General features: G+C 69.9%; 23 protein-coding genes. 1 reads left to right on the forward strand and 22 read right to left on the reverse strand.

The window, feature by feature from the left end; genetic code table 11:
• Positions 1-17 precede the first annotated feature (17 nt).
• The 10 genes from gmk to pyrR form a co-directional block, all read right to left on the reverse strand.
• A complete protein-coding gene (gene gmk, locus CRP56_RS07435; RefSeq protein WP_097261474.1) occupies positions 18-611 on the reverse strand; it encodes a guanylate kinase in 594 nt (197 codons plus the stop codon).
• Positions 612-671: 60 nt separating this feature from the next.
• A complete protein-coding gene (locus tag CRP56_RS07440; RefSeq protein ID WP_003977346.1) occupies positions 672-995 on the reverse strand; it encodes an integration host factor in 324 nt (107 codons plus the stop codon).
• A gap of 288 nt (positions 996-1,283) precedes the next feature.
• Positions 1,284-2,123, reverse strand: a complete 840-nt coding sequence (pyrF, locus tag CRP56_RS07445) for an orotidine-5'-phosphate decarboxylase (protein ID WP_097261476.1) — start codon at positions 2,121-2,123, stop codon at positions 1,284-1,286.
• Positions 2,120-3,226, reverse strand: coding sequence for a quinone-dependent dihydroorotate dehydrogenase (locus CRP56_RS07450; RefSeq protein ID WP_097261479.1), 1,107 nt, complete (start codon positions 3,224-3,226; stop codon positions 2,120-2,122). Before CRP56_RS07450 ends, pyrF begins: the two co-directional genes overlap by 4 nt.
• Before the next feature lie 51 nt (positions 3,227-3,277).
• Positions 3,278-6,586 carry a carbamoyl-phosphate synthase large subunit gene (carB, locus tag CRP56_RS07455; protein ID WP_097261481.1) on the reverse strand — a complete coding sequence of 1,103 codons (3,309 nt, stop codon included), beginning with the start codon at positions 6,584-6,586 and terminating at the stop codon, positions 3,278-3,280.
• A complete protein-coding gene (gene carA, locus CRP56_RS07460) occupies positions 6,579-7,721 on the reverse strand; it encodes a glutamine-hydrolyzing carbamoyl-phosphate synthase small subunit (RefSeq protein ID WP_097261483.1) in 1,143 nt (380 codons plus the stop codon). The genes carB and carA overlap by 8 nt, the downstream gene beginning before the upstream one ends.
• The gene (locus CRP56_RS07465) at positions 7,718-8,323 is read right to left on the reverse strand and encodes a PH-like domain-containing protein (protein WP_097261485.1); all 606 of its coding nucleotides are present in this window, start codon (positions 8,321-8,323) and stop codon (positions 7,718-7,720) included. The genes carA and CRP56_RS07465 overlap by 4 nt, the downstream gene beginning before the upstream one ends.
• Positions 8,320-9,606, reverse strand: a complete 1,287-nt coding sequence (locus CRP56_RS07470; RefSeq protein ID WP_097261486.1) for a dihydroorotase — start codon at positions 9,604-9,606, stop codon at positions 8,320-8,322. The genes CRP56_RS07465 and CRP56_RS07470 overlap by 4 nt, the downstream gene beginning before the upstream one ends.
• A gap of 5 nt (positions 9,607-9,611) precedes the next feature.
• The gene (locus CRP56_RS07475) at positions 9,612-10,589 is read right to left on the reverse strand and encodes an aspartate carbamoyltransferase catalytic subunit (RefSeq protein ID WP_097261488.1); all 978 of its coding nucleotides are present in this window, start codon (positions 10,587-10,589) and stop codon (positions 9,612-9,614) included.
• A gap of 84 nt (positions 10,590-10,673) precedes the next feature.
• A complete protein-coding gene (gene pyrR, locus CRP56_RS07480) occupies positions 10,674-11,246 on the reverse strand; it encodes a bifunctional pyr operon transcriptional regulator/uracil phosphoribosyltransferase PyrR (RefSeq protein ID WP_097261489.1) in 573 nt (190 codons plus the stop codon).
• Positions 11,247-11,499: 253 nt separating this feature from the next.
• On the opposite strand from pyrR, the gene bldD reads away from it, so the two are divergent.
• On the forward strand, positions 11,500-12,000 hold the full coding sequence (gene bldD, locus CRP56_RS07485) for a transcriptional regulator BldD (protein ID WP_003956405.1): 501 nt from the start codon (positions 11,500-11,502) through the stop codon (positions 11,998-12,000).
• Positions 12,001-12,176: 176 nt separating this feature from the next.
• On the opposite strand, the gene nusB is transcribed toward bldD, so the two are convergent.
• From nusB to CRP56_RS07545, 12 genes are all read right to left on the reverse strand, one after another.
• Entirely contained in the window at positions 12,177-12,611 is a 435-nt protein-coding gene (nusB, locus tag CRP56_RS07490) for a transcription antitermination factor NusB (RefSeq protein WP_097261491.1), read from the reverse strand.
• Between the two features lie 2 nt (positions 12,612-12,613).
• Complete coding sequence (efp, locus tag CRP56_RS07495) at positions 12,614-13,180, reverse strand: elongation factor P (protein WP_059196374.1); 567 nt, start codon at positions 13,178-13,180, stop codon at positions 12,614-12,616.
• Positions 13,181-13,238: 58 nt separating this feature from the next.
• Positions 13,239-14,345, reverse strand: a complete 1,107-nt coding sequence (locus tag CRP56_RS07500; RefSeq protein ID WP_097261493.1) for an aminopeptidase P family protein — start codon at positions 14,343-14,345, stop codon at positions 13,239-13,241.
• 145 nt (positions 14,346-14,490) lie between these two features.
• Positions 14,491-15,363 carry a Pro-rich N-terminal domain-containing protein gene (locus CRP56_RS07505; protein ID WP_097273811.1) on the reverse strand — a complete coding sequence of 291 codons (873 nt, stop codon included), beginning with the start codon at positions 15,361-15,363 and terminating at the stop codon, positions 14,491-14,493.
• A 165-nt stretch (positions 15,364-15,528) separates the two neighbouring features.
• Positions 15,529-16,620 (reverse strand): 3-dehydroquinate synthase, encoded by a 1,092-nt coding sequence (gene aroB, locus CRP56_RS07510; protein WP_097261496.1) that lies wholly within the window; start codon positions 16,618-16,620, stop codon positions 15,529-15,531.
• Positions 16,617-17,129 carry a shikimate kinase gene (locus tag CRP56_RS07515; protein WP_097261498.1) on the reverse strand — a complete coding sequence of 171 codons (513 nt, stop codon included), beginning with the start codon at positions 17,127-17,129 and terminating at the stop codon, positions 16,617-16,619. The genes aroB and CRP56_RS07515 overlap by 4 nt, the downstream gene beginning before the upstream one ends.
• Entirely contained in the window at positions 17,126-18,310 is a 1,185-nt protein-coding gene (gene aroC / locus CRP56_RS07520; protein ID WP_097261500.1) for a chorismate synthase, read from the reverse strand. Before aroC ends, CRP56_RS07515 begins: the two co-directional genes overlap by 4 nt.
• Before the next feature lie 259 nt (positions 18,311-18,569).
• Complete coding sequence (locus CRP56_RS07525) at positions 18,570-19,409, reverse strand: shikimate dehydrogenase (RefSeq protein WP_097261502.1); 840 nt, start codon at positions 19,407-19,409, stop codon at positions 18,570-18,572.
• The gene (gene mltG, locus CRP56_RS07530; protein ID WP_097261504.1) at positions 19,390-21,147 is read right to left on the reverse strand and encodes an endolytic transglycosylase MltG; all 1,758 of its coding nucleotides are present in this window, start codon (positions 21,145-21,147) and stop codon (positions 19,390-19,392) included. Before mltG ends, CRP56_RS07525 begins: the two co-directional genes overlap by 20 nt.
• A 122-nt stretch (positions 21,148-21,269) precedes the next feature.
• Positions 21,270-21,734: a Holliday junction resolvase RuvX gene (gene ruvX, locus CRP56_RS07535; RefSeq protein WP_059196728.1), complete on the reverse strand. Its 465-nt coding sequence runs from the start codon at positions 21,732-21,734 to the stop codon at positions 21,270-21,272.
• Positions 21,735-21,736: 2 nt separating this feature from the next.
• The gene (gene alaS / locus CRP56_RS07540; protein ID WP_097261506.1) at positions 21,737-24,409 is read right to left on the reverse strand and encodes an alanine--tRNA ligase; all 2,673 of its coding nucleotides are present in this window, start codon (positions 24,407-24,409) and stop codon (positions 21,737-21,739) included.
• Complete coding sequence (locus tag CRP56_RS07545) at positions 24,409-24,762, reverse strand: hypothetical protein (RefSeq protein ID WP_097261508.1); 354 nt, start codon at positions 24,760-24,762, stop codon at positions 24,409-24,411. Before CRP56_RS07545 ends, alaS begins: the two co-directional genes overlap by 1 nt.
• Positions 24,763-24,768 lie beyond the last annotated feature (6 nt).

Consider the following 24,768-nt stretch of genomic DNA (forward strand, 5'->3'; position numbering starts at 1 on the left):
TGAGATCTAGAAAACGATCACACAACGTCCATCAAGGCTAGCAGCTCGCGCGCCACGTCCTCGACGGAGGTGTTGACCAGGGTCTCGTCGAACTCGGGCTCGGCCGCCAGTTCCACCTTCGCGGCGTCGAGACGGCGCTCGATCACCTCGGGCGGCTCGGTACCGCGTCCGGTGAGTCTGCGCACGAGCTCGTCCCAGGAGGGCGGAGCCAGGAACACCAGCTGAGCCTCGGGCATGGACTCGCGGACCTGCCGGGCGCCCTGGAGGTCGATCTCCAGCAGGACGCCCTCTCCCGCCTCCAGCCGCTCCAGGACGGCCTGGCGGGGGGTCCCGTAGCGGTTGCCGGCGAACTCGGCCCACTCCAGCAGTTCGCCGTTGGCGATCAGCTTGTCCATCTCCTCGTCGCTGACGAAGAAGTAGTGGACGCCGTGCTTCTCGCCGGGGCGGGGCTTGCGGGTCGTCGCCGACACCGAGAGCCAGACCTCGGGGTGTTCCTTGCGCATATGGGCGACGACCGTGCTCTTGCCGACCCCTGAGGGGCCGGAGAGCACGGTCAGCCGCGGACGTACGTCCGGGGGCTCGGGGGTCGTCCCCCGGAATGTTGCAGCCATGCAGCGATTATTCCAGCAATCCCGGAGTGCCCGGGACTCCCGGTCCGGCGGAGACCGGACTCAGGAGCCGGTGCTGCCGAACTCACGCTCCAGGGAAGCGATCTGGTTCGAGCCGAGACCACGCACGCGGCGGCTCTCGGAGATACCGAGTCGCTCCATGATCTGCTTGGCGCGGACCTTGCCCACGCCCGGCAGGGACTCGAGCAGCGCGGAGACCTTCATCTTGCCGATGACGTCGTTCTCCTGGCCCTGCTTGATGACCTCGTGGAGAGAGGCGCCGGAGTGCTTGAGTCGATTCTTGACCTCGGCCCGCTCCCGGCGAGCCGCGGCGGCCTTTTCGAGCGCGGCTGCGCGCTGTTCAGGGGTAAGGGGCGGAAGAGCCACGCCTACGTCACCTCGGATGTTGAACTGTCGGATACGGACCGGTGAGGAACCTAGTCGCCCCACACCTGGGGAGCCACGAGCAACACGCTTGCCCACAGACTCTGCTCGGAGACTAGCGGCCAACTCCGCCAGAGTCAGCGAGAACAGCGGAAAAGTCCTGGTCAGCCTCCGTCAGGCCGGACATTTCAGACAAACTGCCCCGGATTTGAGGATGTATTCAGACTCAAGTCGGCCTGGGAACACTCATCGGAGGACTCGGAAGAACGTCTCGAACGCCGCGAACGACCGTCATACGAGCGCCACAGCGGCCTTGATCTCGTCCGCGAACCGCTCCGCGGACCCCCGCAGCGCGCCGACGTCGGGACCGTGCCGCAGCACGCCCCGGCTGACGTTGGGCAGGACGTTGCGCAGCACTCCGCCGAACACCGCCGGCAGATCGGCGGGGGTGGCGCCCTGGGCGCCGATGCCGGGCGCGAGGAGCGGGCCGTTGATGTCCAGGTCGTAGGAGGACAGATCGCCGAGCGTGGCGCCGACGACCGCGCCGAAGGAGCCGAGGGGCTCCTCCCCCGTGTTCTCGGCCGCGAGGTGCGCCAGCATCGTCGCGCCGACGTTCCGGCCGTCCGCGCGGATCGCGTGCTGCACCTCGCCGCCCTCGGGGTTGGAGGTCAGCGCCAGCACGAACAGGCCCGCGCCGCTCTCCCTGGCCAGCGCGATCGCCGGCGAGAGCGAGCCGTAGCCGAGGTACGGCGAGACGGTCAGCGCGTCGGAGAACAGCGGCGAGTCCTTGCGCAGGAAGGCCTCGGCGTACGCCGCCATGGTCGAGCCGATGTCGCCGCGCTTGGCGTCCATGACGATCAGCGCGCCGCCCGCCCGCGCGTCCTCGACGGTCTTCTCCAGGACGGCCACGCCGCGCGAGCCGAAGCGCTCGAAGAACGCGGCCTGCGGCTTGAAGACGGCGACCCGGTCGGCCAGCGCCTCCACGACCGTGCGGCTGAACCGCTCCAGGCCGGCCACGTCGTCGTTCAGCCCCCACTCGGTCAGCAGGGAGGCGTGCGGGTCGATGCCGACGCACAGCGGGCCGCGCTCGTCCATGGCCCGGCGCAGGCGGGTGCCGAAAGAGTCGGTCATGCGGTCTCCCTCACATCGGCGCCGACGGCGTCGGCGAGCGTGGCGTACGGGCTCGTGCGCAGCCGCGCGGCGAGACCCTTGTGGATGGCACGGCCCCAGAAGGGCCCTTCGTAGATGAACGCGCTGTAGCCCTGTACGAGCGTGGCACCGGCGAGGATGCGCTGCCAGGCGTCCTCGGCGTTCTCGATGCCCCCGACGCCGACGAGGGTGATCCGGTCGCCCACGCGCGCGTAGAGGCGCCTCAGCACCTCCAGCGAGCGCGCCTTCAGGGGCGCCCCGGACAGCCCGCCGGTCTCCTTCACGAGAGAGGGCTCGGACGTCAGACCGAGGCCCTCGCGCGCGATGGTGGTGTTCGTGGCGATGATCCCGTCCAGACCGAGTTCGACGGCCAGGTCGGCGACGGCGTCGACGTCCTCGTCGGCGAGGTCGGGCGCGATCTTCACCAGGAGCGGGACGCGGCGCGAGGGGACGGTACGGTCGGCGGCCTCGCGCACGGCGCTGAGCAGGGGCCGCAGCGACTCCGTGGCCTGCAGATTGCGCAGCCCCGGGGTGTTCGGCGACGACACGTTCACGACCAGGTAGTCGGCGTACGGCGCGAGCCGCTCGGTCGACTTCACGTAGTCGGCGGCGGCCTCGTCCTCCGGTACGACCTTGGTCTTGCCGATGTTGACGCCCACGACGGTCTTGAAGACGGGCGTACGGGACGCCAGGCGGGCGGCCACGGCCAGCGAGCCCTCGTTGTTGAAGCCCATGCGGTTGATGAGCGCGCGGTCCTTCACGAGCCGGAACAGCCGCTTCTTGGGGTTGCCGGGCTGGGCCTCCCCGGTCACGGTGCCGATCTCGACGTGGTCGAAGCCGAGCATCGACATGCCGTCGATCGCGACCGCGTTCTTGTCGAAGCCGGCGGCGAGCCCGAAGGGGCCGTGCATCCGGAGACCGAAGGCCTCGGTGCGGAGCTCCTTGTGGCGGGGCGAGAGGGCCGCCGCGACGAACGTGCGCAGGACGGGGATCCCGACGGCCAGCCGGATCCAGCGGAAGGCCAGGTAGTGGGCCTTCTCCGCGTCCATGCGTTTGAAGACGAGGTTGAAGAAGATCTTGTACATGGTGTCCTCACGAAGAGGGGGACACCGTTTCCGGTGTCCCCCTCAGGGCTGCTAGTCGCGGGCCGCGGTCAGGTGTTCCGCGTGTTCCTGGAGCGAACGGACGCCCACGTCACCGTGGTTGAGGGCGTCGATGCCCTGGACGGCCGCGGCGAGCGCCTGGACCGTCGTCAGACACGGCACCGACCGCGCCACGGCCGCCGTACGGATCTCGTAGCCGTCGAGGCGGCCACCGGTGCCGTACGGGGTGTTGACGATGAGGTCGACCTCGCCGTCGTGGATGAGCTGGACGATGGTCTTCTCACCGTTGGGACCGGTGCCCTCGGACTGCTTGCGCACGATCGTGGCGTTGATGCCGTTGCGCTTGAGGACCTCGGCGGTGCCGGAGGTGGCGAGCAGCTCGAAGCCGTGGGCGACCAGCTCGCGCGCCGGGAAGATCATCGACCGCTTGTCCCGGTTGGCGACCGAGATGAACGCGCGGCCCTTGGTGGGCAGCGGGCCGTAGGCACCCGCCTGCGACTTGGCGTACGCCGTGCCGAAGACGGCGTCGATGCCCATGACCTCGCCGGTGGAGCGCATCTCCGGGCCGAGGACCGTGTCGACACCGCGGCCGTGGACGTCGCGGAAGCGCGACCACGGCATGACGGCCTCCTTGACGGAGATCGGCGCGTCGAACGGCAGCTCGCCGCCGTCACTGTTGGCGGGCAGCAGGCCCTCGGCGCGCAGCTCGGCGATGCTCGCGCCGAGCGAGATGCGGGCGGCGGCCTTGGCCAGCGGTACCGCGGTCGCCTTCGAGGTGAAGGGGACGGTGCGGGACGCCCGCGGGTTGGCTTCGAGGACGTAGAGGATGTCGCCGGCCATCGCGAACTGGATGTTGATCAGGCCGCGGACGCCGACGCCCTTCGCGATGGCCTCCGTGGAGGCCCGCAGGCGCTTGATGTCGAAGCCGCCCAGCGTGATCGGGGGCAGCGCGCACGCCGAGTCGCCGGAGTGGATGCCGGCCTCCTCGATGTGCTCCATGACGCCGCCGAGGTAGAGCTCGGTGCCGTCGTAGAGCGCGTCGACGTCGATCTCGATGGCGTCGTCGAGGAAGCGGTCGACGAGGACCGGCCGGGAGGGGCTGATCTCGGTCGACTCGGCGATGTAGGAGGCGAGGCGGGTCTCGTCGTAGACGATCTCCATGCCGCGGCCGCCGAGGACGTACGACGGCCGGACGAGGACCGGGTAGCCGATCTCGTCGGCGATGGCCTTGGCCTCGGCGAACGTGGTGGCCGTGCCGTGCTTGGGGGCCGGGAGGCCCGCCTCGGCGAGCACGCGCCCGAAGGCGCCCCGGTCCTCGGCCGCGTGGATGGCCTCCGGCGGGGTGCCCACGATCGGCACGCCGTTGTCCTTGAGCGCCTGCGCCAGGCCCAGCGGCGTCTGGCCGCCCAGCTGGACGACGACACCGGCGATCGGGCCCGCGAGGGACTCCGCGTGGACGATCTCCAGCACGTCTTCCAGCGTCAGCGGCTCGAAGTACAGGCGGTCGGAGGTGTCGTAGTCCGTGGAGACGGTCTCGGGGTTGCAGTTGACCATCACGGTCTCGTACCCGGCGTCGCTGAGCGCGAAGGAGGCGTGGACGCAGGAGTAGTCGAACTCGATGCCCTGGCCGATGCGGTTCGGGCCCGAGCCCAGGATGATGACCGCGGGCTTCTCGCGCGGCGCGACCTCGGTCTCCTCGTCGTAGGAGGAGTAGAAGTACGGCGTCCTGGCGGCGAACTCGGCGGCGCAGGTGTCGACCGTCTTGTAGACCGGGCGGATGCCGAGCGCGTGCCGGACCTCGCGGACGACGTCCTCGCGCAGGCCGCGGATCTCGCCGATCTGCTGGTCGGAGAAGCCGTGCCGCTTGGCCTCGGCCAGCAGCTCGGGGGTGAGCTCCGGGGCCTCGGCGAGCTCGTCGGCGATCTCCTTGATGAGGAAGAGCTGGTCGACGAACCAGGGGTCGATCTTGGTGTACGCGAAGATCTCCTCCGGCGTGGCGCCCGCGCGGATGGCCTGCATGACGGTGTTGATCCGGCCGTCGGTGGGCCGGACGGACTCCGCGAGCAGGGCCTCCTTGTCGCCGGGCTCGCCGACGAAGGTGAACTGGCTGCCCTTCTTCTCCAGCGAGCGCAGCGCCTTCTGGAAGGCCTCGGTGAAGTTGCGGCCGATGGCCATGGCCTCGCCGACCGACTTCATGGTCGTGGTCAGTGTGGAGTCGGCCTGCGGGAACTTCTCGAAGGCGAAGCGCGGGGCCTTCACGACCACGTAGTCGAGCGTCGGCTCGAAGGAGGCCGGGGTCTCCTGCGTGATGTCGTTCGGGATCTCGTCGAGGGTGTAGCCGACGGCCAGCTTGGCGGCGATCTTTGCGATCGGGAAGCCGGTCGCCTTGGAGGCGAGCGCCGAGGACCGGGACACGCGCGGGTTCATCTCGATGACGATCACGCGACCGTCCTCGGGGTTGATCGCGAACTGGATGTTGCAGCCACCGGTGTCGACGCCGACCTCGCGGATGATCGCGATGCCGATGTCGCGCAGTCGCTGGTACTCGCGGTCGGTGAGCGTCATCGCCGGGGCGACGGTGATCGAGTCGCCGGTGTGCACGCCCATGGGGTCGAAGTTCTCGATGGAGCAGACGACCACGACGTTGTCGTTCGTGTCGCGCATCAGCTCCAGCTCGTACTCCTTCCAGCCGAGGATGGACTCCTCCAGGAGCACCTCGGTGGTCGGCGAGAGCGTGAGGCCCTGGCCGGCGATGCGGCGCAGCTCCTCCTCGTCGTGGGCGAAGCCGGAGCCGGCGCCGCCCATGGTGAAGGACGGGCGGACCACGACCGGGTAGCCACCGAGGGTCTCGACGCCGCCCAGGACGTCGTCCATGGAGTGGCAGATGACCGAGCGGGCGGACTCGCCGTGCCCGATCTTCTTGCGGACCTCCTCGACGACCTCCTTGAACAGGTCGCGGTCCTCGCCCTTGTTGATGGCCTCGACGTTGGCGCCGATCAGCTCGACGCCGTACTTCTCCAGCGTGCCCGCCTCGTGCAGCGAGATGGCCGTGTTGAGGGCCGTCTGGCCGCCCAGGGTGGGCAGCAGGGCGTCGGGGCGCTCCTTGGCGATGATCTTCTCGACGAACTCCGGGGTGATCGGCTCGACGTACGTGGCGTCGGCGATCTCCGGGTCGGTCATGATCGTGGCCGGGTTGGAGTTCACGAGGATCACCCGCAGGCCCTCGGACTTGAGCACGCGGCACGCCTGCGTGCCGGAGTAGTCGAACTCGGCGGCCTGGCCGATGACGATCGGGCCGGAGCCGATGACCAGGACGGACTGGATATCGGTGCGCTTAGGCACGCTGGCCCTCCATCAGGGAAACGAAGCGGTCGAACAGGTAGGCGGCGTCGTGCGGACCCGCTGCCGCTTCGGGGTGGTACTGGACGCTGAAGGCCGGCTGGTCGAGCAGCTGGAGGCCCTCCACCACGTTGTCGTTGAGGCAGACGTGGGAGACCTCGGCGCGGCCGTAGGGGGTGTCGGACACCTCGTCGAGCGGGGCGTCGACGGCGAAGCCGTGGTTGTGCGCGGTGACCTCGACCTTGCCGGTCGTACGGTCCTGCACCGGCTGGTTGATGCCGCGGTGGCCGTACTTGAGCTTGTAGGTGCCGAAGCCCAGCGCGCGGCCCAGGATCTGGTTGCCGAAGCAGATGCCGAACAGCGGCGTCCTGCGCTCCAGCACGCCCTGCATGACGGCCACCGGGCCGTCGGCCGTGGCCGGGTCACCGGGGCCGTTGGAGAAGAACACGCCGTCGGGGTTGACGGCGTAGACGTCCTCGACGGTCGCCGTGGCCGGCAGGACGTGCACCTCGATGCCGCGCTCGGCCATGCGGTGCGGGGTCATGCCCTTGATGCCGAGGTCGACCGCGGCGACGGTGAACTTCTTCTCGCCGATCGCCGGGACGACGTACGCCTCCTTGGTGGCGACCTCCGCGGAGAGGTTCGCACCCTTCATCTCGGGGGCCTGGCGCACCTCGGTGAGCATGGTGCCCTCGTCGGGCAGCGCGTTGCCGGAGAAGATGCCGACGCGCATCGCGCCGCGCTCGCGCAGATGGCGCGTCAAAGCGCGCGTGTCGATGCCGGAGATGCCGACGACGCCCTGCTGGGCCAGCTCCTCGTCGAGGGAGCGGCGCGAGCGCCAGTTGGACGGCACGCGCGCGGGGTCGCGCACGACGTATCCGGCGACCCAGATCTGCTTGCTCTCCGGGTCCTCGTCGTTGACGCCGGTGTTGCCGACGTGCGGGGCGGTCATCACGACGACCTGGCGGTGGTACGACGGATCGGTGAGGGTCTCCTGGTAACCGGTCATGCCGGTGGAGAACACCGCCTCGCCGAAGGTCACCCCCACGGCCCCGTAGGCGCGGCCGCGGAAGATCCGGCCGTCCTCCAGGACGAGTACCGCGGGAACCTTCGAGGCTCCCCTTGTGGAGGTCGTCATCGTGCGCCTTCCGTTTCCGTCTTGTCCGTCGTGTTCGTCGTGTTCGTCTTGTTGATCATGGAGTTAATGGCGTCGACCCACTCGTTGTGCTCGGCCGCGTGGTCGGAGCGGAAGCCGGAGTCGATCAGTCTGTCGCCGTGTTCCCAGGTCACGAGCAGCAGGCCGCCCTCGGTGAGGACCTTGCCGGCGATGCCCTTGCCGAGCACGGCCTCCCGCAGCGCGCCGGCCGGGATGAAGAAGTCGGTCGCGCCGGGGCGTACGACGTCCAGTCCCGCGTCCGTCAGCGTGAGCTCGACCCGGCTGCGGGTGCCGAGGCCGTGCGCCACGATGCGGTCGAGCCACTGCCCGGCGGTGGTGGAGCCGTGGTAGCGGCCGCTCATCGTCAGTTTCGCCGCACCGAGGTCGTCCGGCGCGTCGGGCAGCTCGGGCAGGTCGCTCTGGAGCGTGCCGCGCCACTTCCAGCCCTCGCGCATCAGCCAGTAGATGAGGGCGACGAACAGCGCCAGCCCGACGAGCCAGCCGATGCGCGCGGCCCAGTCGGTGACCTCGGCCGATTCCTTCTCGGCCGCCAGGCCGCCTGCCAGCTGGATTACAGGTGTCACGTGAGCTTCCCGTCGACGAGCGTGGCCTTGCCCCGGAGCCAGGTGTGCGTCACACGGCCCGGCAGCTCACGCCCCTCGTACGGGGTGTTCCGGCTGCGCGAGGCGAAGCCCGCGGGGTCCACGTCCCCACGGTATTCCGTGTCGACGAGCGTGAGGTTGGCGGGCTCACCAGCCGAGACGGGACGGCCGTGGCCCTTCGCCTGCCCGATCTCGGCGGGCTTGAAGGACATGCGCTCGGCGACCCCGGCCCAGGTGAGGAGTCCGGTGTCCACCATGGTCTCCTGCACCACTGACAACGCGGTCTCCAGGCCCACCATCCCCATGGCGGCCGCGGCCCACTCGCAGTCCTTGTCCTCGTGCGGGTGCGGGGCGTGGTCGGTGGCGACGATGTCGATCGTGCCGTCGGCGAGCGCCTCGCGCAGGGCCAGCACGTCGCGCTCGGTGCGCAGCGGCGGGTTGACCTTGTAGACCGGGTTGTATGTCCGCACCAGCTCGTCGGTGAGGAGCAGGTGGTGCGGGGTGACCTCGGCGGTGACGTCGATGCCGCGGGACTTGGCCCAGCGGACGATCTCGACGGACCCGGCGGTCGACAGGTGGCAGATGTGGACGCGGGAGCCGACGTGCTCGGCGAGCAGGACGTCCCGGGCGATGATCGATTCCTCGGCCACCGCGGGCCAGCCGCCGAGGCCCAGCTCGGCGGAGACGATCCCCTCGTTCATCTGGGCGCCCTCGGTCAGCCGCGGCTCCTGCGCGTGCTGGGCGACGACGCCGCCGAAGGCCTTCACGTACTCCAGCGCCCGGCGCATGATCACCGCGTCGTCGACGCACTTGCCGTCGTCGGAGAAGACGGTGACACCGGCGGCCGACTCGTGCATGGCGCCGAGCTCGGCGAGCTTCTTGCCCTCCAGGCCGACCGTGACGGCGCCGATGGGCTGCACATCGCAGTAGCCGTGCTCCTGGCCGAGCCGGTAGACCTGCTCGACCACGCCGGCGGTGTCGGCGACCGGGAAGGTGTTGGCCATGGCGAACACGGCGGTGTAGCCGCCGGAGGCCGCCGCGCGCGTGCCGGTCAGGACGGTCTCGGAGTCCTCACGGCCGGGCTCGCGCAGATGGGTGTGCAGGTCGACGAGCCCAGGCAGCAGTACCTTGCCGGCGGCCTCGACGACCTCGGCGCCCTCGTCGGAGAGCCCCGTGCCGACGGCCTCGATGACCGCGCCGTCGATCAGCACGTCCTGCGGCTCGCCGCCGAGCACCTTCGCACCACGGATCAGGATCTTGCTCATGTCTCTTACTTCTCCTCGATACGGGTGTGGCTGACGGCGGGCTCGTTTCCACCCAGCAGCAGGTACAGAACGGCCATCCGGATGGAGACTCCGTTTGCGACCTGCTCCACGACGGTGCAGCGGTCGGAGTCGGCGACCTCGGCGGTGATCTCCATGCCGCGGACCATGGGGCCGGGGTGCATCACGATGGCGTGCTCGGGCATCCTCGCCATGCGCTCGCCGTCGAGGCCGTAGCGCCGCGAGTACTCGCGCTCGGTCGGGAAGAACGCGGCGTTCATGCGCTCGCGCTGCACGCGCAGCATCATCACCGCGTCGGACTTGGCGAGCGTGCTGTCGAGGTCGTACGACACCTCGCACGGCCAGGTCTCGACGCCGACCGGCACCAGGGTCGGCGGGGCGACGAGGGTGACCTCGGCGCCGAGGGTGTGCAGCAGGTCGACGTTGGAGCGGGCGACGCGGCTGTGCAGGACGTCGCCGACGATCGTGATGCGCTTGCCGGACAGGTCCTGGCCGAGCCCGGCGTCCCGTCCGATGAGCCGGCGGCGCATCGTGAAGGCGTCCAACAGGGCCTGCGTGGGGTGCTGGTGGGTGCCGTCGCCGGCGTTGATGACGGCCGCGTCGATCCAGCCGGAGGTGGCGAGGCGGTACGGCGCTCCGGAGGCGCCGTGCCGGATGACCACGGCGTCGACGCCCATGGCCTCCAGGGTCTGGGCGGTGTCCTTCAGGGACTCGCCCTTGGAGACCGAGGAGCCCTTGGCGGTGAAGTTGATGACGTCGGCGGAGAGGCGCTTCTCCGCGGCCTCGAAGGAGATCCGGGTGCGCGTGGAGTCCTCGAAGAAGAGGTTGACGATCGTGCGGCCGCGCAGGGTCGGCAGTTTCTTGATCGGCCGGTCGGCGACCCGGGCCATCTCCTCGGCGGTGTCGAGGATCAGGACGGCGTCGTCGCGGGTGAGGTCGGCGGCCGAGATGAGATGACGCTGCATCTGTCAGGCTCCGTAAGGAAGTTCAGGTCGGGAGATTCCGGGGCAAGGCAGGGCACGCCGAGGACGGACGTGCCGGGCGGCTTGCTACTGGGTCTGCTTCGCACCGAGCAGCACGGTGTCGCGACCGTCCTCCTCGGCGAGCTGGACCTTGACCGTCTCCCGCAACGACGTGGGGAGGTTCTTGCCGACGTAGTCGGCGCGGATGGGCAGTTCGCGGTGGCCGCGGTCGACCAGGACCGCGAGCTGCACCGCGCGCGGACGCCCGATGTCGTTCAGGGCGTCGAGGGCGGCTCGGATGGTGCGGCCGGAGAAGAGCACGTCGTCGACGAGGACGACGAGGCGGCCGTCGATGCCGTCACCGGGGATCTCCGTGCGGGCCAGCGCACGCGGTGGATGCATGCGCAGGTCGTCGCGGTACATCGTGATGTCGAGCGAACCGACCGGAATCTTGCGGTCGGTGATCTCCTCGAGCTTGACGGCGAGCCGCTGGGCGAGGAAGACGCCGCGGGTCGGGATGCCGAGCAGCACCACGTCGTCGGCGCCCTTGGCGCGTTCGACGATCTCGTGGGCGATGCGGGTCAGTACGCGGGCGATGTCGGGGCCTTCGAGAACGGGCCGGGCATCGGACTGCGTGTCCTGCTGGTCGTGCTTGTCCATACGAAACGGACCTCCTTCTCCGCCTCACGGGACGGACCTTAAAGGACGTCGGATTTGCGCCATCCACGGTAGCAGGCCCTCAGGACACCCCTGATCACCCCCATGGCCTAATCGGCCACCGCTACCACGGAAGCGTCGGTGCGGACCATTCGGCTTGACGCAGAAGAGTAACGCTGCGTAACCTCACAGTGAGTTACCAGCCGCGCGGTACGGCGCCCCTGCCGGCCGCGTCGACACAGTGCCGGGGAGCTATATGTCCAGCGAATACGCCAAACAGCTCGGGGCGAAGCTCCGGGCCATCCGCACCCAGCAGGGCCTTTCCCTCCACGGTGTCGAGGAGAAGTCCCAGGGACGCTGGAAGGCGGTCGTGGTCGGTTCGTACGAGCGCGGCGACCGTGCCGTGACCGTGCAGCGCCTCGCCGAGTTGGCGGATTTCTACGGTGTGCCCGTTCAGGAGCTGCTGCCGGGTACGACCCCGGGCGGCGCCGCCGAGCCGCCGCCGAAGCTGGTTCTCGACCTGGAGCGGCTGGCCCACGTGCCGGCCGAGAAGGCGGGCCCCCTCCAGCGCTACGCCGCGACGATCCAGTCCCAGCGCGGTGACTACAACGGCAAGGTGCTCTCGATCCGCCAGGACGACCTGCGCACACTCGCCGTCATCTACGACCAGTCGCCCTCGGTCCTCACCGAGCAGCTGATCAGCTGGGGCGTGCTGGACGCCGACGCGCGTCGCGCGGTGTCCCACGAGGAGAGCTGAGCCGCTTCCCGCCTCAGCAGAAACGTGCCGCCGGGGTGGCCGGAACTTGATGGTTCCGGCCACCCCGGCGGCTTTCTGCGCCCCCGAAAGACCTCCCGGGCCCTCCCGGGCGCCGGATACGCCAGGGGGCCCGCAGCGCTCACGCTGCGGGCCCCCTGGCGATGCCGTACCTCTGCTTACGCCTCTTCGCGGCGCAGCGTGGGCTTCAGGTCCTTGAGACGGCCGAGCAGGCCGTTCACGAAGGCCGGCGACTCGTCCGTGGAGAACTCCTTGGCGATCTCGACCATCTCGTCGAGCACAACCGCGTCCGGGGTCCCGTCGACCCAGATCAGCTCGTAGGCGCCGAGCCGCAGGATGTTGCGGTCGACGACGGGCATCCGGTCGAGCGTCCAGCCGACGGAGTACTGCGCGATCAGCTCGTCGATGCGCTTCGCGTGCTGCGCGTAGCCCTCGACCAGCTGCATGGTGTACTCGCTCACCGGCGGCTGCCGGGTGTCGGTCCGGGAGAGCCGGATCCAGTCCGCGAGGACCGTCAGGACGTCGGCCCCGCGCTGGTCGCCCTCGAAGAGGATCTGGAAGGCGCGCTTGCGGGCCGTGTTACGGGCAGCCACGGTTAGCTGTTCACCCGGCCGAGGTAGTCGCTGGTGCGGGTGTCGACCTTGATCTTCTCACCGGTGGTGATGAAGAGCGGGACCTGGATCTGGTGGCCGGTCTCCAGGGTGGCGGGCTTGGTGCCACCGGTGGAGCGGTCGCCCTGGACGCCCGGCTCGGTCTCCTGGATGACGAGCTCGACGGCGGCCGGCAGCTCGACGAAGAGCACCTCGCCCTCATGCTGCGCGACGGTGGCGGTGAAGCCCTCGATCAGGAAGTTGGCGGCGTCGCCGACGGCCTTGCGGTCGACCATGAGCTGGTCGTAGGTCTCCATGTCCATGAAGACGAAGTACTCGCCGTCCATGTACGAGAACTGCATGTCGCGCTTGTCGATCGTGGCCGTCTCGACCTTGACGCCGGCGTTGAACGTCTTGTCGACGACCTTGCCGGAGAGCACGTTCTTCAGCTTGGTGCGCACGAAGGCCGGGCCCTTGCCGGGCTTGACGTGCTGGAACTCGACGACGGACCACAGCTGGCCGCCATCGAGCTTGAGCACGAGGCCGTTCTTGAGGTCGTTCGTGGAAGCCACGGTTGCGGAATCTCCTGGACTGACGTGGACGACCCCGGCGCACGCGCGTAGCGGGAGGCTACAGCGCGAGCAGCTCCTTGGTCGTGATGGTGAGTAGCTCGGGTCCGCCGTCCGCCTCGGGGCGTACGACGAGCGTGTCATCGATCCGGACACCGCCCCGGCCCGGGAGGTGGACCCCCGGTTCGACGGTGACCGGCACGCAAGCGTCCAGTTTACCCATGGCCGCGGGGGCCAGCTGCGGGTCCTCGTCGATTTCGAGTCCGACCCCGTGTCCGGTCAGGGTCGGCAGGCTCTCGCCGTACCCCGCCGAGTCCAGTACCTGGCGTGCGGCGCGGTCCACGTCACGGTAGGCGGCGCCGGGTGCGAGGCTCTCTCGTCCGGCCCGCTGGGCTGCGAAGACCAGGTCGTACAGCTCGATCTGCCAGTCCGCGGGGGACGTCCCGATCACGAACGTACGACCGATCTCACACCGGTAGCCACGGTACGTCGCCCCGAGGCAGACGGAGAGGAAGTCGCCCTCCTCCACGCGCCGGTCGGTGGGGTGGTGGGCGCGACGGCCGGAGTGGGGGCCGGTGGCGACGGAGGTCGGGAAGGCGGGGCCGTCGGCGCCGTGGTCGACGAGGCGGCGCTCCAGTTCGAGGGCGAGGTGCCGTTCGGTACGGCCGACGAGGATGGATTCGAGGAGCTCCCCCAGTGCCTGGTCGGCGATCTCGGCGCCGATGCGGAGGCAGGAGAGCTCCTCCTCGTCCTTGACGACACGCAGCTGCTCCACGGCCGCGCCGAGGTCGGCGAGGTGGAGGCGGGGGGCGACGGATCGGATGGCTCTGTGGCGGGCCACCGTGAGGTGATGTTCTTCCACGGCGAGAGCGTCGATGCCCTGGATCGAGGCGAGGTCGACGGCCGCGACGGCGGGGTCGCCACCCGAGCCGGGCAGGGTCTGCAGCCGAAGGGTCTCGTCCGGGCGGCCCTCTCCGGCACGGTCGTCCGGCGGATCGAGGCACACCAGCACGTCTTCTGTCCTGCCGAGCAGCAGGACGGAGCCCTTGGGTGCGGCGCCCGCCAGGTAGCGCACATTGGCGGGGCGCGAGATCAGTGCGGATGCGCTGCCGACCGCGTGGCAGCGTTCCCTGAGCTTTGTGCGGCGGGCCGCGTACACCTCTGACATGACACGAGCGTAGGAGCGGTGTCTGTTTTGTGCCGGTTGAGGGGGTGCCAATGGGGGGTTGTGTGCCGTCTGCGGGTGAGTAGGGGCTTGTCGCGCCCACGCGGCGGAGCCGCACATCGATACAGCCCCGCGCCCCTAAAAGCCTTTACCAGCTCGGTGGGCTCGCAATGGACCGCGCGAGCACGTCGTCCAGCACCTGCGCCGTCTGTGGGACATCCAGCTGCGAGTTGTCGATGATCGGCAAGCCCGACCCGTACCACCCCGCCATCCGCCCGTGAATCCGCGCCACCTCCTCGTCGGTGAGGCGGCGATTGCCCGACCGTTCGGCGTTGCGCTCCAGGACGATCTCCAGGCCCGGGAGCAGGACCACGGGGAGGAGGCCCGGACCCACGTGGCGTTTCCAGCCGCCCAGGCCCACCACCGGGCGGTCCGGGAAGACCGCGTCGTCGAGGATGCAGGAGATGCCGTTGGCCAGGAAGTTGCGGGCGGCGAAGCCGCAGGTGCGGCGGGCCAGGCGGTACTGGGCCTCGGAGTGGTCGTTCCACCCGGACTGGGGGTCGGCGAAGCCGGAGCGGACCCATTCGCGGACGTCGTCGAGGCTGATGTGGGCCGTGGGCACCCGACGGTGGTCGGCCCAGTACTTGGCGACGCTGGTCTTGCCCGCGCCGGCCGGGCCGATGAGCAGCACCGCGAGCGTCGTGCTCGTCGGGTCGGAGGTGACCGCGGCCGGTGGGGCGCTGGGCACGCCGACCGGGCCGCCGGGCGGCAGCGGGACATGGCCGGTGGTGTCCGGTGCCGGGGGCGCCGAAGGGTGCGGCGGGGCCGGCGGCGCCGCGGGGGGCTGATGCGACGGCGGGACGAAACCCGGGGCCGGCGGCGGTGGGGGCACCGGGGCGGAGCCCTGGTGCGCGCCCGGGTGCTGGGGACCCGGGTGGTGTGCGGCCGGCGACCAGCCGACGGCCGGTCCGTGCCCCGGCTGGTGGGGCGGCGGCAGCGGAGAACCCACTGCGTGCTGCATCCGGTGCCACTCCGTCTCGTACAAGGCAATTGGCGCTGGCGGATCGGGTGCGGGCCCGCTCCTTACCGAACGGTACCGTCCCCGGCCGCCGTTTGGTGAACGGCCGGGGACGGCCCTAAGTGCCCGTGTCCGCAAGGCACATGGGACGGACGGCTGCGCGGCGGACTACTCGCCCACTTCTCCGTACGCGGCCAGCAGTACGGCCGGGTCGGGGCCCTCCAGGACGGTGGGCTTGCCCAGGCCGTCCAGGACGATGAAGCGCAGCAGGTCACCGCGGGACTTCTTGTCGACCTTCATGGTCTCCAGCAGCTTGGGCCACTGGTCGTAGCGGTAGTGCAGGGGCAGGCCGACCGACTCGAGGACCGTGCGGTGGCGGTCCGCCGTCGCGTCGTCCAACCGGCCCGCCAGGCGGCCGAGTTCGGCGGCGAAGTGCATGCCGACGGAGACCGCGGCGCCGTGCCGCCACTTGTAGCGCTCGTTCTTCTCGATGGCGTGGGCGAGCGTGTGGCCGTAGTTGAGGATCTCGCGCAGGCCCGACTCCTTGAGGTCGGACGAGACGACCTCGGCCTTGACCCGGATCGACCGCTCGATCAGCTCGGCGGTGTGCGGGCCCGCCGGGGTGCGGGCGGCCTGCGGGTCGGACTCGATGAGCTCCAGGATCACCGGGTCGGCGATGAAGCCGGCCTTGATGATCTCGGCGAGGCCGGAGACGTAGTCGTTGACCGGGAGGGAGTCCAGCGCGGCCAGGTCGCACAGGACGCCGGCCGGCGGGTGGAAGGCGCCGACGAGGTTCTTGCCCTCGGCGGTGTTGATGCCGGTCTTGCCGCCGACGGCCGCGTCCACCATCGCCAGCACGGTGGTGGGGATCGCGATCCAGCGCACCCCGCGCAGCCAGGTCGCGGCCACGAAACCGGCGAGGTCCGTGGTCGAGCCACCGCCGACGCCGACGACGACGTCGGTGCGGGTGAACCCGGACTGGCCGAGCGCCTTCCAGCAGTAGGCGGCGACCTCGGCGGTCTTGGCCTCCTCCGCGTTGGGCACCTGGATGGCGACCGCCTCGTAGCCCTGCTCGGCGAGGTCGGCGCGCAGCGCCTCACCGGTCTCGGCGAGCGCCTCGGGGTGCACGATGGCGACCCGCTTGGCCCGGTCGCCGATCAATCCGCCGAGCTCGCCCAGGAGTTGACGGCCCACCAGGACCTCGTACGGCTCGCTGCCCGCGGTGCCGCCGACCTGGATCCGCGTCACTGCCTCACTCATGCCTGCTTCAACTCCAGTGCGTCCAGGGCCGCTTCGGTGACTTCTTCGGGGGTACGGCCGTCCGTCGCGACGACCGCCGTGGCGATCCCCTCGTACAGGTGCCGACGCGCCTCCATCAGCTCGCGCCACTGCTTGCGCGGGTTGACCGCGAGCAGCGGGCGGGCCGTGTTGAGGCCGGTGCGCTTGACGGCCTCCTCGACGTCCATCGAGAGGTAGACGACCGGCATACCGGCGAGGGACGCGCGCGTGTCCTCGTCGAGGATCGAGCCGCCGCCGAGGGCGAGGACGCCGTCGTGCTCGGCCAACGCCCGCAGCACCGCCGCCTTCTCGATCGCGCGGAAGGCCGACTCGCCCTCGTCGACGAAGATCTCGGCGATGGTCCGGCCCTGCGCGGCGACGATGTCGTCGTCGGTGTCCCGGTAGCCCACGCCGAGTCGCTCGGCGAGCAGCTGCCCGACGGTGGACTTGCCCACGCCCATCGGGCCGACGAGCACCACGCGAGGGCTCATCGGATGGCCAGGTTGTCGAGGAACGACTGCACGTTGCGCCGGGTCTCGGCCACGTTGTCGCCGCCGAACTTCTCCGCGACCGCGTCCGCGAGGACGAGGGCCACCATGGCCTCGGCGACGATGCCGGCGGCCGGGACGGCGGAGACGTCGGAGCGCTGGTGGTTGGCGGGCGCCGCCTCACCGGTGGTGACGTCGACGGTCTGCAGGGCGCGCGGCACGGTGGCGATCGGCTTCATCGCGGCCCGCACGCGCAGCAGCTCGCCGGTGGTCAGACCGCCCTCGGTGCCTCCGGAGCGGCCGGAGACGCGGCGGATGCCCTCGGGCGTGTTGACGATCTCGTCGTGCGCCTTGGAGCCGGGCACGCGCGCGAGCTCGAAGCCGTCGCCGATCTCGACGCCCTTGATGGCCTGGATGCCCATCAGCGCGCCGGCGAGACGGGCGTCGAGCTTGCGGTCCCAGTGGACGTGCGAGCCGAGGCCGACGGGAACGCCGTAGGCCAGGACCTCGACCACGCCGCCGAGGGTGTCGCCGTCCTTGTGGGCCTGGTCGACCTCCGCGACCATCGCCTTCGACGTGTCGGCGTCCAGGCAGCGCAGCGGGTCGGCGTCCAGCTTCTCGACGTCGGCAGGGGTCGGGTACACGCCCTGCGGGGCCTTCACCGAGCACAGCTCGATGACATGGCTGACGATCTCGATGCCGGCGGTCTCCTTGAGGTACGACCGGGCGACCGCGCCCAGCGCCACCCGCGCCGCCGTCTCCCGCGCGGAGGCGCGCTCCAGGATCGGCCGGGCCTCGTCGAAGCCGTACTTCTGCATGCCGGCGAGGTCGGCGTGGCCGGGGCGGGGCCGGGTCAGCGGGGCGTTGCGGGCGAGTCCGGCGAGGATCTCCTCGTCGACCGGGTCGGCCGCCATGACCTGCTCCCACTTCGGCCACTCGGTGTTGCCCACCATGATCGCGACCGGGGAGCCGAGGGTGAGGCCGTGCCGGACGCCGCCGAGGAAGGTGACCTGGTCCTGCTCGAACTTCATCCGGGCACCGCGTCCATAGCCGAGCCGGCGCCGGGCCAGGTGGTCCGCCACCATCTCCGTGGTGATCGGCACGCCGGCGGGAAGGCCCTCCAGCGTCGCCACGAGTGCGGGACCGTGGGACTCCCCCGCGGTCAGCCAGCGCAACCTGCTCAACGGTGCTCCTCAGTGCTCGCGCCCTCGTACTGCCCTGCGCACGCGCGTCCTCGCGTACGACAATGGCGCGACCAGGTGCGCGGCCCGGGCCCGCCACCTTCGATCCTCCCACGTCCCACCGACATGTCCGGCCGCCGGTCCATCAGGCGGACGGACATATCGATGGGACGGCTCAGCCGGAGCCGTTGCCCGGCTGGTTGTGCGGGGCGTAGGCGCCCAGGAAGTCGGCGTCCCTCCCCGGCCCGTACTGCGCCGGGTCCTAACGGGCCGCCAGCGCCTGCTCGCCCGCTTTCCGCATCGCGTCCACGGGAGCGGGCTTGTGCCCCGTCATCTGCTCGACCTGGAGCACCGCCTGGTGCACCAGCAGGTCGAGGCCGCTGACGACGGCGCCGCCGAACATCGACCAGCGGGCCGCGAGCTGGGTGGGCCACGGCTCGTAGAGCACGTCGAAGAGGGTGGTGGGCCGCTCGGGCACGGCCGTGACGAGGCCGTCCGTGGCACCCGCCGGGGTGGTCGCGATGATCAGGGGCCGGTGCAGCGCGTCCGCCGCCTCGGACCAGTCCGCCGTACGGACCTCGACGTCCAGCCGCTCGCCCCACTCCCGCATCTCGGCGGCGCGGGCCTCGCTGCGCACGTAGACGACCACCTCACCGGTGCAGACCCGGGCCAGTGCCGCCAGCGCGGACGACGCCGTGGCGCCGGCGCCGAGGATCGCGGCGGAGTCCACGGTCTCGATGCCGTGCTCGCGCAGGGCGGCGACCATGCCGGGGATGTCGGTGTTGTCGCCGACCTTCCGGCCGTCCTCCGTGAACACGACCGTGTTGACCGCCTCGACCGAGGCGGCCGTGTCACTGATCTCGTCGAGCAACGGGATGACCGCCCGCTTGAGCGGCATGGTCAGCGACAGCCCGGCCCACTCCGGCCCGAGTTCCGCGAAGAACCCGGGCAGCGCGGCCTCGTCGACCTCGAACCGGTCGTACGACCAGCCCTTGAGACCCAGTTCCTCGTACGCGGCCCGGTGCAGCACCGGGGAGAGGGAGTGGGCGATGGGCGAACCGAGCACGGCGGCCCGGCGGGCGTCAGTTGCGCCTGCTTTCATCGAACTTTTCCTTGAGTCTCAGGAATTCTTCGTGCGTCTTGGCGAACTCGGTCTTGCTCACGCCGTCGGTCGCCACAAAGTAGTACCAGCCGTCGTCGGTGGGACTCAGCGCCGACTTCAGCGCTTCGTCGCCCGGGTTGTCGATCGGGCCGGGCGGCAGACCCTTGTGGGTGTACGTGTTGTACGGGTCCTGGTCCTTGTTGATCTCCGAGTCGCTGATGTCGATGTTGCTCTCGTTCTTCGCGTAGTTGAACGTCGAGTCGAACTGCAGCGATCCGTAGGTCTGCGGGTTCGCGTAGTCGAGGCGGTTGTAGACCACCTCCGCGATCTTGCGGTAGTCGTCGGGGGTCTTGCCCTCCGCCTCGACCAGGCTCGCGATGGTGACGAGGTCCAGAGGGCTGTCCAGCTTGAACGCCTCGGCCTTGGCTTCCAGGTCGAGCGCGTCGTACTTCTTCGTGGCCGCGGACACCATGCCCTTCAGGACCGCTTCGGGCTTCATGCCCTTCGCGGCGGGATAGGTGCCCGGGGACAGGAAGCCCTCCAGCGGGTCCTTCATCTCGCTGTTCTTCTTCGCCCAGTCCGGAAGTCCGAGGCTCTTGTAATCCGCCTTGGCGACCTTGAGCGTGGCGCCGGATTTCAGGCCGAGCTTTTCGTCGATCAGCTTGTAGACCGCGATATTGCGCTGACCCGGCGTGACCATCACGGCGTTCTGGCTCTTCGGGTCGAGCATCATTTCCACGGCGCTCTTGGCGGACATCTGCGTATTCAGCAGATAGGCGCCGGCCTGGATCTTGTTCCCGTCGTGCTGTGTAAACGCCGACACGAACGCGTCCACGCTTTTGACGACGTCCTTCTGCTTCAGCAGCCGCCCGATCAGGGCTCCGTCCGCCCCCTTCGGGACAACGATCGACACCGTCGTGTCGGTGCCATCGCCCGCATAATCCGGCGCCGAGACGAAACGATCCTGGTAGAACTGATAGCCGAAATAGCCGACGCCAGCGATTCCGCCGCCGAAGACCAGCACGACGACCAGGCAGGCGCACCCACTGCGCCGCTTCTTCGGCTTCTTGCCGCCGCGGCCCTTGCGATCGCCACGGCCGCCCTGGTCGTCCGGGTCGTCGTCGGCTTCATCGTCCCCGCCGCCCGCGAAGAAGGCGTGTTCGCCCTGGTCGGGGCCCGGGTCCCAGTCCGCCCGCTCCGGTTCCGGCTCGGCGCGGCGACGGCTCGGCGGCTCCGGCGGCGGGTACGCGTCGGGGGTGCCGTAGTAGTCGGGCTGGTCACCGGCGCCGTATGCGGCGGCCTGCTGGCCGTACGGGTCCGAGGGGTCCGTGTACTGGACATGCGTGTGCGTCCCGGTGCCCCAGGAGCCGCTGTTGTCGTACTGCTGCTGAGGCTGCTGGGGCGCGTACTGCTGCTGGCCGTACTGCTGGTTCGGGTCGTACTGCTGGTTCGGGTCGTACTCCTGCTGGGGCTGCTGACCGTACTGCTGCTGGTCGTACGACTGGTCGTACGGCTGCTGATACTGCTGCTGCCCCTGACCGTAGTCGGCCTGCTGGCCGGTGCCCCAGTCGCCGTACTCGGACTGCTGCGGCTCTTGCGGATAGTGCTGCGGCTGGCCGCCGTAGGCAGCTTGTTGGCCGGCGTGGCCCTGCTGCCCTTCCCATCCGCCGTCCCCGTAGTACGGGTCCTGCGGATGCCACGGTTCGGAGCCTTCCTGGCCCCGGCCATACTCAGTCATCGATCCCCTAGAGCCGCGAGGCGGCGGTCGCGCGGCTTGTGGCTCGGCATCCGTTCCGCCTCTCTCTGTGCGGCTCCTGTTCGAACAGCGCCGCGATCGCGCGGAACGTTACCGTATCGCGATCAGATGACCACTTCGACGCTCTCTCCGGGTGCTTTACCTGACACCCGTTCGGATTCGAGCGCCTGCTGGAGGATGATCACAGCGGCTGCCTGATCGATGACGGAGCGGCCTTTCTTGGATTTCACGCCCGAGGCGCGCAGCCCCTGGCTCGCCGTGACCGTGGTCATCCGCTCGTCCACCAGGCGGACCGGGATCGGTGCGATGCCCTTGGCCAGCTCCTGGGCGAAGGCCCTGACCTTCACCGCGGCCGGGCCCTCGCCCCCCTTGAGGGAGCGAGGGAGTCCGACCACGACCTCGATCGGTTCGTACTCCTCCACCAGCTGCCGCAGCCGGCGGTGGGCGGCCGGGACGTCCCGGCCCGGGACCGTCTCCACCGGAGTGGCGAGGATCCCGTCGGGGTCACACGAGGCGACCCCGATCCGGGCGTCCCCGACGTCGATCGCGAGTCGACGGCCTCTGCGCATCGTCACTTCGCGGTGTCCGTGACCAGTCGCTCGACGGCCTCGACGGCCTCGCCGATCGCGGCCGGGTTCTGGCCGCCGCCCTGCGCGACGTCCGGCTTGCCGCCACCGCCGCCACCGAGGGTCTTGGCAGCCGTACGCACCAGGTCACCGGCCTTGAGACCGCGCTCACGGGCGGCCTCGTTGGTGGCGATGACCGTCAGCGGCTTGCCACCCGCCACCGTGAACAGCGCGACCACGGCGGCCCGGCCGCCCTGGATACGGCCGCGCACGTCGAGGACCAGCTTGCGCAGGTCGTCGGCGGTCGTGCCGTCCGGGACCTGACCGGTGACGACCGCGATGCCGCGGATGTCCTTCGCCGACTCGGCGAGACCGGCCGCGGCCTGGAGGACCTTCTCCGCGCGGAACTTCTCGATCTCCTTCTCGGCGTCCTTCAGCTTGCCGAGCATCGCGGAGACCTTCTCCGGCAGCTCCTCCGGACGGCCCTTGATCAGCTCCTGGAGCTGGGCGACGACCGTGTGCTCACGGGCCAGGAAGTTGTACGCGTCGACACCGACGAGGGCCTCGATACGGCGGACACCCGAGCCGATGGACGACTCGCCGAGCAGCTTGACCAGGCCGAGCTGCGAGGTGTTGTGGACGTGCGTGCCGCCGCACAGCTCCTTGGAGAAGTCGCCGATGGTGACGACCCGGACCCGCTCGCCGTACTTCTCGCCGAACTCGGCGATGGCGCCCTGCTTCTTGGCCTCGTCGAGGCTCAGGATCTCGGCGTGCACGTCCAGGTCACGGGCGAGCACCTCGTTGATCTTCTGCTCGACGTCGGTCATCACGGCCGTCGGAACGGCAGAGGGGGAGCCGAAGTCGAAGCGGAAGCGGCCGGGCTGGTTCTCGGAACCGGCCTGCGCGGCCGTCGGGCCGAGCGCGTCACGCAGCGCCTGGTGGGTCAGGTGGGTGGCCGAGTGGGCGCGGGCGATGGCGGTACGGCGGCGGGAGTCGATGGAGGCGTGAGCCTTGGCGCCGACCGTCACCTCGCCGAACTGCACGACACCCTTGTGGACGTACACGCCCGGGACCGGCTTCTGGCAGTCGCGGATCTCGATCACGGCACCGGAGTCGACCTTGATCCTGCCGGTGTCGCCGATCTGGCCGCCGCCCTCGGCGTAGAACGGGGTGCGGTCCAGGACGATCTCGACCTCGTCGCCCTCGGTCGCGGCCGGCGAGGAGGCGCCGTCGACGAGGATGCCGACGATCGTGGACTCGCCCTCGGTGTCCGAGTAGCCGATGAACTCGGTCTCGCCGGTCTTGTCCGCGATCTCGCGGTAGGCACCGGCACCGGCGTGGCCGGTCTTCTTGGCCTGGGCGTCGGCCTTGGCGCGCTCCCGCTGCTCCTTCATCAGGCGCCGGAAGCCGTCCTCGTCCACGGCGAGGCCCTGCTCGGCGGCCATCTCCAGGGTGAGGTCGATCGGGAAGCCCCAGGTGTCGTGGAGCAGGAACGCCTTGTCGCCGGCGAGGACCGTGCCGCCGGAGGCCTTGGTCTCGGTGACGGCGGTGTCGAGGATGTTGGTGCCGGCCTTGAGCGTCTTGAGGAAGGCGTTCTCCTCGGCGACGGCGACCTTCTCGATGCGCTCGCGGTCGGTGACCAGCTCGGGGTACTGCTGGCCCATCATGCCGATCACGGTGTCGATGAGGTCCAGGACGACCGGGCCGGTGGCGCCGAGCAGCCGCATGTTGCGGATGGCGCGGCGCATGATGCGGCGCAGGACGTAACCGCGGCCCTCGTTGCCGGGGGTCACGCCGTCGCCGATGAGCATCACCGACGTCCGCATGTGGTCGGTGACCACGCGCAGGGAGACGTCCGAGTCGTGGGCGTCGCCGTAGGCCACGCCGGTCAGCTCGGTGGCCTTCTTGATGACGGCCATGGAGGTGTCGATCTCGTACATGTTCTGCACGCCCTGCAGAATCATGGCGAGACGCTCGAGTCCGAGACCGGTGTCGATGTTCTTGCTCGGCAGCTCGCCGAGGATCTCGAAGTTGTCCTTGCCGATGCCCTCGCCACGCTCGTACTGCATGAAGACGAGGTTCCAGATCTCCACGTACCGCTCGTCGTTGACGGCGGGACCGCCCTCGACGCCGAACTCGGGGCCACGGTCGTAGTTGATCTCGGAACAGGGGCCACAGGGTCCGGGGACGCCCATGGACCAGTAGTTGTCCTTCATGCCGAGGCGCTGGATGCGCTCCTTGGGCACCCCGATGACCTCGTGCCAGATGCGCTCGGCCTCGTCGTCCTCCAGGTAGACGGTGATCCAGAGCTTCTCGGGCTCCAGGCCGTAACCACCCTTGTCCTGGGGCGTGGTGAGCAGCTCCCAGGCGTACTTGATGGCGCCTTCCTTGAAGTAGTCGCCGAAGGAGAAGTTGCCGCACATCTGGAAGAACGTGCCGTGCCGGGTGGTCTTGCCGACCTCTTCGATGTCGGGCGTGCGCACACACTTCTGCACGCTGGTCGCACGCGACCACGGCGGCTTGACCTCACCGAGGAAGTACGGCTTGAAGGGCACCATGCCGGCCGGGACCAGGAGCAGAGTCGGGTCGTCCGCGATGAGCGACGCCGAAGGGACGACGGTGTGACCGCGCTCCTCGTAGAAGCTCAGCCAGCGGCGGCGAATCTCGGCCGACTCCATCAGTGGTCCTCATTCCGGTTGTACGAGTACGTCTGGTACGTCGATCCCTCGACGTACTTGTGGGTGTTGCGGTTCTCGATGGCGGCGAACCGCCGGGGCGCGGGGAGTTCGGGGTCCGCGTTGATGCCCAGCGCCTCCCCCAGCTCTTCCTCCCGCTGGGCCATGTTGTCGCGGACGTCGAGCGCGAAGCCCACCGCGCGGTCCTTGAGGCGGTGACCGGCCTCGATCGCCTTGTTCGCCGCGCTGGCGGCGAGGCTCTCGGGGGTCAGCTGCCTCAGCTTGCGGTTGACCTTGGTGGTGGCCCACACACCGGCGGCGACGCCCGTGCTGAACCAGAAGGTACGGCGGAACATCTGAGC

The organism is Streptomyces sp. TLI_55, from assembly GCF_900206255.1.
GTDB classification, from domain to species: Bacteria; Actinomycetota; Actinomycetes; order Streptomycetales; family Streptomycetaceae; genus Streptomyces; species Streptomyces aquilus.

Coding starts and splice junctions, on each gene's coding strand:
- gmk (WP_097261474.1), bottom strand. CDS start 611: ATGGCTGCAACATTCCGGGGGACGACCCCCGAGCCCCCGGACGTACGT.
- pyrF (WP_097261476.1), bottom strand. CDS start 2,123: ATGACCGACTCTTTCGGCACCCGCCTGCGCCGGGCCATGGACGAGCGC.
- CRP56_RS07450 (WP_097261479.1), bottom strand. CDS start 3,226: ATGTACAAGATCTTCTTCAACCTCGTCTTCAAACGCATGGACGCGGAG.
- carA (WP_097261483.1), bottom strand. CDS start 7,721: ATGACGACCTCCACAAGGGGAGCCTCGAAGGTTCCCGCGGTACTCGTC.
- CRP56_RS07470 (WP_097261486.1), bottom strand. CDS start 9,606: ATGAGCAAGATCCTGATCCGTGGTGCGAAGGTGCTCGGCGGCGAGCCG.
- CRP56_RS07475 (WP_097261488.1), bottom strand. CDS start 10,589: ATGCAGCGTCATCTCATCTCGGCCGCCGACCTCACCCGCGACGACGCC.
- pyrR (WP_097261489.1), bottom strand. CDS start 11,246: ATGGACAAGCACGACCAGCAGGACACGCAGTCCGATGCCCGGCCCGTT.
- bldD (WP_003956405.1), top strand. CDS start 11,500: ATGTCCAGCGAATACGCCAAACAGCTCGGGGCGAAGCTCCGGGCCATC.
- CRP56_RS07500 (WP_097261493.1), bottom strand. CDS start 14,345: ATGTCAGAGGTGTACGCGGCCCGCCGCACAAAGCTCAGGGAACGCTGC.
- CRP56_RS07505 (WP_097273811.1), bottom strand. CDS start 15,363: ATGCAGCACGCAGTGGGTTCTCCGCTGCCGCCGCCCCACCAGCCGGGG.
- aroB (WP_097261496.1), bottom strand. CDS start 16,620: ATGAGTGAGGCAGTGACGCGGATCCAGGTCGGCGGCACCGCGGGCAGC.
- CRP56_RS07515 (WP_097261498.1), bottom strand. CDS start 17,129: ATGAGCCCTCGCGTGGTGCTCGTCGGCCCGATGGGCGTGGGCAAGTCC.
- CRP56_RS07525 (WP_097261502.1), bottom strand. CDS start 19,409: ATGAAAGCAGGCGCAACTGACGCCCGCCGGGCCGCCGTGCTCGGTTCG.
- mltG (WP_097261504.1), bottom strand. CDS start 21,147: ATGACTGAGTATGGCCGGGGCCAGGAAGGCTCCGAACCGTGGCATCCG.
- ruvX (WP_059196728.1), bottom strand. CDS start 21,734: ATGCGCAGAGGCCGTCGACTCGCGATCGACGTCGGGGACGCCCGGATC.
- alaS (WP_097261506.1), bottom strand. CDS start 24,409: ATGGAGTCGGCCGAGATTCGCCGCCGCTGGCTGAGCTTCTACGAGGAG.
- CRP56_RS07545 (WP_097261508.1), bottom strand. CDS start 24,762: ATGTTCCGCCGTACCTTCTGGTTCAGCACGGGCGTCGCCGCCGGTGTG.